Genomic DNA, 5603 nt, shown 5'->3' with positions numbered 1-5603 from the left:
ACGTGCAAGGCTTGCAGAACGTGCTGAGCTGGCTGGACGACTATGGGCAAGTGCCTGAGCGGCTGATCTTCGTGTCGAGCAGCAGCGTGTACGGCCAGCAGGATGGAGCATGGGTGGATGAGACCTCCGAGACTGTCGCGGCCGGATATTCAGGTCGCTTGATGCTCGAAGCCGAGCAGGTCGCGCTCAATAGCGGCATCCCGGCAAGTGTGCTGCGCCTGACCGGCATTTACGGCCCGGGCCGCGAGTGGCTGCTGACTCAGGTGCGTCGCGGGTATCGCGTGGCGATTGATCCGCCGCTGTATGGCAATCGGATTCATGCTGATGATGCGGCGGGTCTGTTGGCGTTCTTGCTGGAAAAAGACCGCGAGGGGGTCAAGCTGGACCAGCTCTATATCGGTGTGGATGACGCGCCGGCGCCGTTGGCCGAAGTGGTGGGCTGGTTGCGCGAGTACCTGGGTGTGACTGAATGGGCCGAAGACGCCAGCGTGCGGCGCACTGGCAGCAAGCGTTGCAGCAATGCGCGGGCGAAAGCGTTGGGGTGGGTGCCGAAGTATTCGAGTTATCGCGAAGGCTATGCAGCGATTCTTGAAGGTAAGTGCTGAATTTTCAGCAACACAAAAACCACTGTGGGAGCGAGCCTGCTCGCGAATGCGGTATGTCAGTCATTATCAGTTTGACTGACCCACCGCGTTCGCGAGCAGGCTCGCTCCCACATTTGATCTTCTGAGATTTCGGAGGCAGGTTACTGCTTCTCCAGCAACCACTTGCGCTCACCTGCGGCAAACTGCGGTTGCTCATCCGCCAGCGCAGCGTTGACTGCCTGCAGAATCTCCAGCTCCTTGCCCTTGCGCACAAAGATCCAGTTATTACCCTGGCCATTGAGTTGCAGCCACATGCTGTCGTTGCCATTGCTCATGGACGCGCAATCGCCCGCCAGACACAAGGCATAACGGTCAACGCCCGGCAGGCCGGTTACCTGGCCGTCGGCCTGGAACTGCACGGTACCGCCTTCACCCTGGCCGGTTGCGATGGTCCAGTTACCGCCCAGATACGCTGAATACAGCGCGCGTTCGAAGCTGGCGCCGATTGGCGCGCCTTCGGGCACCGGGATCTGTGCGCGATCGAAGACTTGTTCTGGTTCATTGTCGCTGGCAGCTTGTTGCAGGCGCCCGCCATCGCGTTTCAGTTCACTGGCGGAGCTGCCGTAGAAGTCGACTTTCCAGGCGCCGGACTCTTCGCCCAGCAGCCGTCCTTCGACGTTCTCAAAACCGTTGGTGTAGCGGGCCTGACCGGCCTTGGTGTTGACGTCCCATTCCAGATTCGGGCCGTAAGCCTGCAGCGCTTCACGCAGGGGACCGCCCTTGGCGGCGGCATCGATCGCCACCTGATTGATCCAGGTGCCGCTGATGTCACGGTCGGCAGGGTCGCTGGCGCAGCCGCCGAGAAACAGGACGAGCAGCGAGAGAGCTAGCGCTTTGCGCATGGTGGAATCCTTTCAAAACCTTTTCTTGCGGCAGTCGGCGCGGCGTGGAGGCCGCGCCGTGCGCATCACTCGATGACCAGAATGGCATCCATTTCAACCTGCGCACCCTTCGGCAGGGCGGCCACGCCGATGGCGGCGCGGGCAGGGTATGGCTGGTCGAAGTACTTGCCCATGATCTCGTTGACCTTGGCGAAGTGGCTCAGATCGGTGAGGAAGATGTTCAGTTTGACGATGTCCTTGAACGAACCGCCGGCGGCTTCGGCCACGGCTTTGAGGTTCTCGAAGACCTGGACGGTCTGGGCTTCGAAGCCTTCGACCAGTTCCATGGTTTTCGGGTCCAGAGGAATCTGGCCCGACATGTACACGGTGTTGCCTGCCTTGATCGCCTGGGAGTAAGTACCGATGGCGGCCGGGGCCTTGTCGCTGGTGATGACGGTTTTGGTCATGTAGGACTCCTTGTAATAGGCAGGTTATGCACGCATGCGGGTGATGCGGATCACCCCGGTCAAGGCGCGCAGTTTCTTGATCACGCGGGCCAGGTGCACACGGTCGTGAACGCTGACCACCAACTGCACGACGCTGATGCGACCATCGCGTTCGTCCATGCTGATTTTCTCGATGTTGCCGTCGGCCGCGTTGACGCTGCTGGCCAGCAGGGCGATCAGGCCACGCTGGTGTTCCAGCTCGACGCGCAGCTCGACGTTGAATTCGCCGGTGACATCCTTGGCCCAGGAGAGCTGGATGCATTTTTCCGGGTTGTGCCTGATTTCGCTGATGTTGCGGCAGTTGTCCAGGTGCACGACCATGCCTTTGCCCGCCGACAGGTGCCCGACAATCGGGTCGCCTGGGATCGGCGTGCAGCACTTGGCGTAACTGAGCACCAGGCCTTCGGTGCCGCGAATCGCCAGCGGGCCTTCCGGGCTCGGCAGTTGTTCGCCTTCGCCAAGCAGGCGGCGGGCGACCACGTAGGCCATGCGATTGCCCAAGCCAATGTCTTCGAGCAGGTCTTCGATCAGTTCGAGACGGTATTCGGTAAGCATCGCTTTGACGCGCTCGGCCGGAATCTTTTCCAGCGAGCTGTCGAAACCGTTGAGGACCTTGTTCAGCAGACGTTCGCCGAGACTGATGGACTCCGAACGGCGCTGCAGTTTCAACGCATGACGAATGTGCGTGCGCGCCTTGCCGGTAACGACGAAGTTGAGCCACGCCGGATTTGGCCGTGCGCCGGGGGCGCTGACGATCTCGACCGTGGAGCCGCTTTGCAGCGGTTCCGACAGCGGCGCGAGACGACGATTGATCCGGCAGGCGATGCAGCTGTTGCCGACATCGGTGTGTACCGCGTAGGCAAAGTCGACCGCCGTGGAGCCTTTTGGCAGCTCCATGATCCGGCCTTTTGGCGTGAATACGTAGACCTCGTCCGGGAACAGGTCGATCTTCACGCTCTCGATGAATTCCAGCGAGTTGCCGGCGCGTTGCTGCATTTCCAGCACGCCTTTGACCCACTGGCGAGCGCGGGCATGAGTGCCTTTGGGCTGCTCGTCGCCGCTGGACTTGTACAGCCAATGGGCGGCGATGCCGTTGTTGGCCATCTCTTCCATTTCGCGGGTACGGATCTGGATCTCGATCGGTACACCGTGCATGCCGAACAGCGTGGTGTGCAGCGACTGATAGCCGTTGGCCTTGGGGATCGCGATGTAATCCTTGAAGCGTCCGGGCAACGGTTTGTACAAATTATGCACAGCACCCAGTACGCGGTAGCAGGTATCGACCTTGTCGACGATGATCCGGAACGCATAGACGTCCATGATCTCGTTGAAGGCCCGACGCTTGCCGCGCATTTTCTTGTAGATGCCGTAGAGGTGTTTCTGCCGCCCGCTGACTTCGCCCTGGATGCCGTCGATGGCGAGGCAATGGCCGAGGGACTCTTCGATCTTGTTGACGATTTCCTTGCGGTTGCCCCGGGCGCGCTTGACCGCCTGGTAGATTCGCGCGGAACGCATCGGGTGCATTGCCTTGAAACCTAGGTCTTCGAACTCGATGCGGATCGCGTGCATGCCCAGCCGGTTGGCAATGGGCGCGTAGATTTCGAGGGTTTCCTTGGCGATACGTCGGCGCTTTTCGCCGGACAGGACTTCCAGCGTGCGCATGTTGTGCAGACGGTCGGCGAGCTTGACCAGGATCACCCGGATGTCGCGCGCCATGGCCATGGCCATTTTCTGGAAGTTTTCCGCCTGGGCTTCGGCCTTGGTCTCGAAATTCATCTGGGTCAGTTTGCTGACCCCGTCGACCAGTTCGGCCACGGTTTCACCAAACTGCGCTTGCAGCGCTTCCTTGGCGATACCGGTGTCTTCGATCACGTCATGCAGCATCGCGGCCATCAGGCTCTGATGGTCCATGTGCATGTCGGCAAGAATATTGGCCACGGCAAGAGGATGCGTGACGTACGCCTCGCCACTGCGACGGCGTTGACCGTCATGGGCTTGTTCGGCGTAGAAATACGCTCGGCGGACCAGGTTGACCTGGTCGTTGCCGAGGTAGGTCGATAAGCGATCGGCGAGGGCGTCTATGCTCGGCATGATGAATCCTGCCGAAAGCTGTGACCCCGCGCCGTGCTACGTCGACCAGGCATAGGCTTAGACGGCCTCGTTCGACTCGTCCTCGAACGCTGCGAACAGCGGTTCATCCTGGACGATTTCCTGCTCGGCGATGAACTCGTAGCTCATCAGGCCTTCAGCAATTTCACGCAGCGCGACAACGGTCGGCTTGTCGTTTTCCCACTGCACCAATGGCTCTTTGCCGCCGGTGGCCAGTTGACGGGCACGCTTGGTAGAGAGCATGACCAGCTCAAAGCGGTTTTCCACGTGTTCTAGGCAGTCTTCAACGGTTACGCGGGCCATGGTATTCCTCGGAGCGAATGCAATATGCGCGCTGCCCGGTTGGGCGAGCGGACTGAGCAGTTTAAAAAATCACCAGCGATTAGGGAAGCGCTGATTTTTTGACCAGACCCTTCAACGCGCTGCAAGCACCAATGTAAAGCGCTTGCAGGCATTTTGGGAAGTGCTGATTTAGCCGAGCAATTCAGCCAGCAATTTGCCGAAACGCACTTGCTGGCGTTTCTGTTGCAGCTGATTGGCGCGGAAAATCGCTTTCAGATCGTCCAGCGCGTGGGCGAAATCGTCGTTGATTATCAGGTAATCGTAATCGACGTAATGGCTCATCTCGCTGACCGCCTCGCGCATGCGGCCGTCGATGATCTCGTCGCTGTCCTGGCCGCGATTGGTCAGGCGCTGGTGCAGGGCTTGCAGCGATGGCGGCAGGATGAAGATCGAGCGCGCTTGCGGCATCAGCTTGCGCACTTGCTCGGCGCCTTGCCAGTCGATTTCCAGAATCAGGTCGTGACCTTCGTCCAGGGTCTGTTGCAAACGGCTTTGCGAGGTGCCGTAGAAGTTGCCAAAGACTTCGGCGCGTTCAAGGAAGTCGCCGTGCTCGCCCATCTTCACGAACTCTTCGCGGGTCACGAAATGGTAGTTCACGCCATCCACTTCGCCCGGGCGCATGGCGCGGGTGGTGTGCGAGACCGAAACGCGGATCTCCGGATCGGCGTCGGTCAACGCCTTGACCAGGCTGCTCTTGCCCGCGCCCGATGGCGCGGAAATGATGTACAGGGTGCCGGTGTGTTGGGTCATGTCAGGGTAGCCTTACTCAATATTCTGCACTTGTTCGCGCATCTGCTCGATCAACACCTTGAGGTTGACGGCGGCCTGGGTACTGCGCGGGTCGAAGGCTTTGGAGCCCAGTGTGTTGGCCTCGCGGTTGAGCTCCTGCATCAGGAAGTCCAGGCGCCGCCCGGCGGCACCACCGGACTTGAGCACCCGGCGAACTTCGATGATGTGGGTGCTCAGGCGATCCAGTTCTTCGGCCACGTCGCTTTTTTGCGCGAGAATGACCATTTCCTGTTCCAGACGCTGCGGGTCGAGCTCGGCCTTCATGTCGGCAAAGCGGTCGAGGACTTTCTGGCGCTGGGTAGCGAGCATCTGCGGCACCAGTTCTCGCAGGGTCACGACGTCTTCTTCGATGGACGTCAGGCGGTCGTTGATCAAGCGAGCCAGCTCCGCGC

At 60.3% G+C, this 5603-nt stretch carries 7 protein-coding genes; 1 reads left to right on the top strand and 6 read right to left on the bottom strand.

Annotation, left to right across the window (positions count from 1 at the left end; all coding sequences use genetic code 11):
• Positions 1-605, top strand: a 605-nt coding sequence (locus tag D6877_RS21580) for an NAD-dependent epimerase/dehydratase family protein (protein WP_130912051.1), incomplete at its 5' end; no start/stop codon positions are given.
• A gap of 140 nt (positions 606-745) precedes the next feature.
• On the opposite strand, the gene D6877_RS21575 is transcribed toward D6877_RS21580, so the two are convergent.
• The 6 genes from D6877_RS21575 to D6877_RS21550 form a co-directional block, all read right to left on the bottom strand.
• Positions 746-1486, bottom strand: coding sequence for a hypothetical protein (locus D6877_RS21575; RefSeq protein WP_130912050.1), 741 nt, complete (start codon positions 1484-1486; stop codon positions 746-748).
• A 65-nt stretch (positions 1487-1551) separates the two neighbouring features.
• Entirely contained in the window at positions 1552-1932 is a 381-nt protein-coding gene (locus tag D6877_RS21570; protein WP_014340863.1) for a RidA family protein, read from the bottom strand.
• A gap of 24 nt (positions 1933-1956) precedes the next feature.
• The gene (gene spoT, locus D6877_RS21565) at positions 1957-4062 is read right to left on the bottom strand and encodes a bifunctional GTP diphosphokinase/guanosine-3',5'-bis pyrophosphate 3'-pyrophosphohydrolase (RefSeq protein WP_007920338.1); all 2106 of its coding nucleotides are present in this window, start codon (positions 4060-4062) and stop codon (positions 1957-1959) included.
• 57 nt (positions 4063-4119) lie between these two features.
• Positions 4120-4383 (bottom strand): DNA-directed RNA polymerase subunit omega, encoded by a 264-nt coding sequence (gene rpoZ, locus D6877_RS21560; protein ID WP_008030604.1) that lies wholly within the window; start codon positions 4381-4383, stop codon positions 4120-4122.
• A gap of 168 nt (positions 4384-4551) precedes the next feature.
• Positions 4552-5172, bottom strand: a complete 621-nt coding sequence (gmk, locus tag D6877_RS21555; protein ID WP_039757364.1) for a guanylate kinase — start codon at positions 5170-5172, stop codon at positions 4552-4554.
• A 12-nt stretch (positions 5173-5184) separates the two neighbouring features.
• The coding region (locus D6877_RS21550; RefSeq protein ID WP_130912054.1) for a YicC/YloC family endoribonuclease at positions 5185-5603 on the bottom strand (419 nt) is incomplete at its 5' end.

This window comes from Pseudomonas sp. Sample_9 (assembly GCF_004307535.1).
Classification (GTDB): Bacteria; Pseudomonadota; Gammaproteobacteria; order Pseudomonadales; family Pseudomonadaceae; genus Aquipseudomonas; species Aquipseudomonas mercuritolerans.
This window is presented reverse-complemented; position numbering and strand designations above follow the sequence as displayed.

What these genes read in the sequence shown, in the direction of transcription:
- spoT (WP_007920338.1), bottom strand. Translation starts at nt 4,062, where the DNA reads ATGCCGAGCATAGACGCCCTCGCCGATCGCTTATCGACCTACCTCGGC.
- rpoZ (WP_008030604.1), bottom strand. Translation starts at nt 4,383, where the DNA reads ATGGCCCGCGTAACCGTTGAAGACTGCCTAGAACACGTGGAAAACCGC.
- D6877_RS21575 (WP_130912050.1), bottom strand. Translation starts at nt 1,486, where the DNA reads ATGCGCAAAGCGCTAGCTCTCTCGCTGCTCGTCCTGTTTCTCGGCGGC.
- gmk (WP_039757364.1), bottom strand. Translation starts at nt 5,172, where the DNA reads ATGACCCAACACACCGGCACCCTGTACATCATTTCCGCGCCATCGGGC.
- D6877_RS21570 (WP_014340863.1), bottom strand. Translation starts at nt 1,932, where the DNA reads ATGACCAAAACCGTCATCACCAGCGACAAGGCCCCGGCCGCCATCGGT.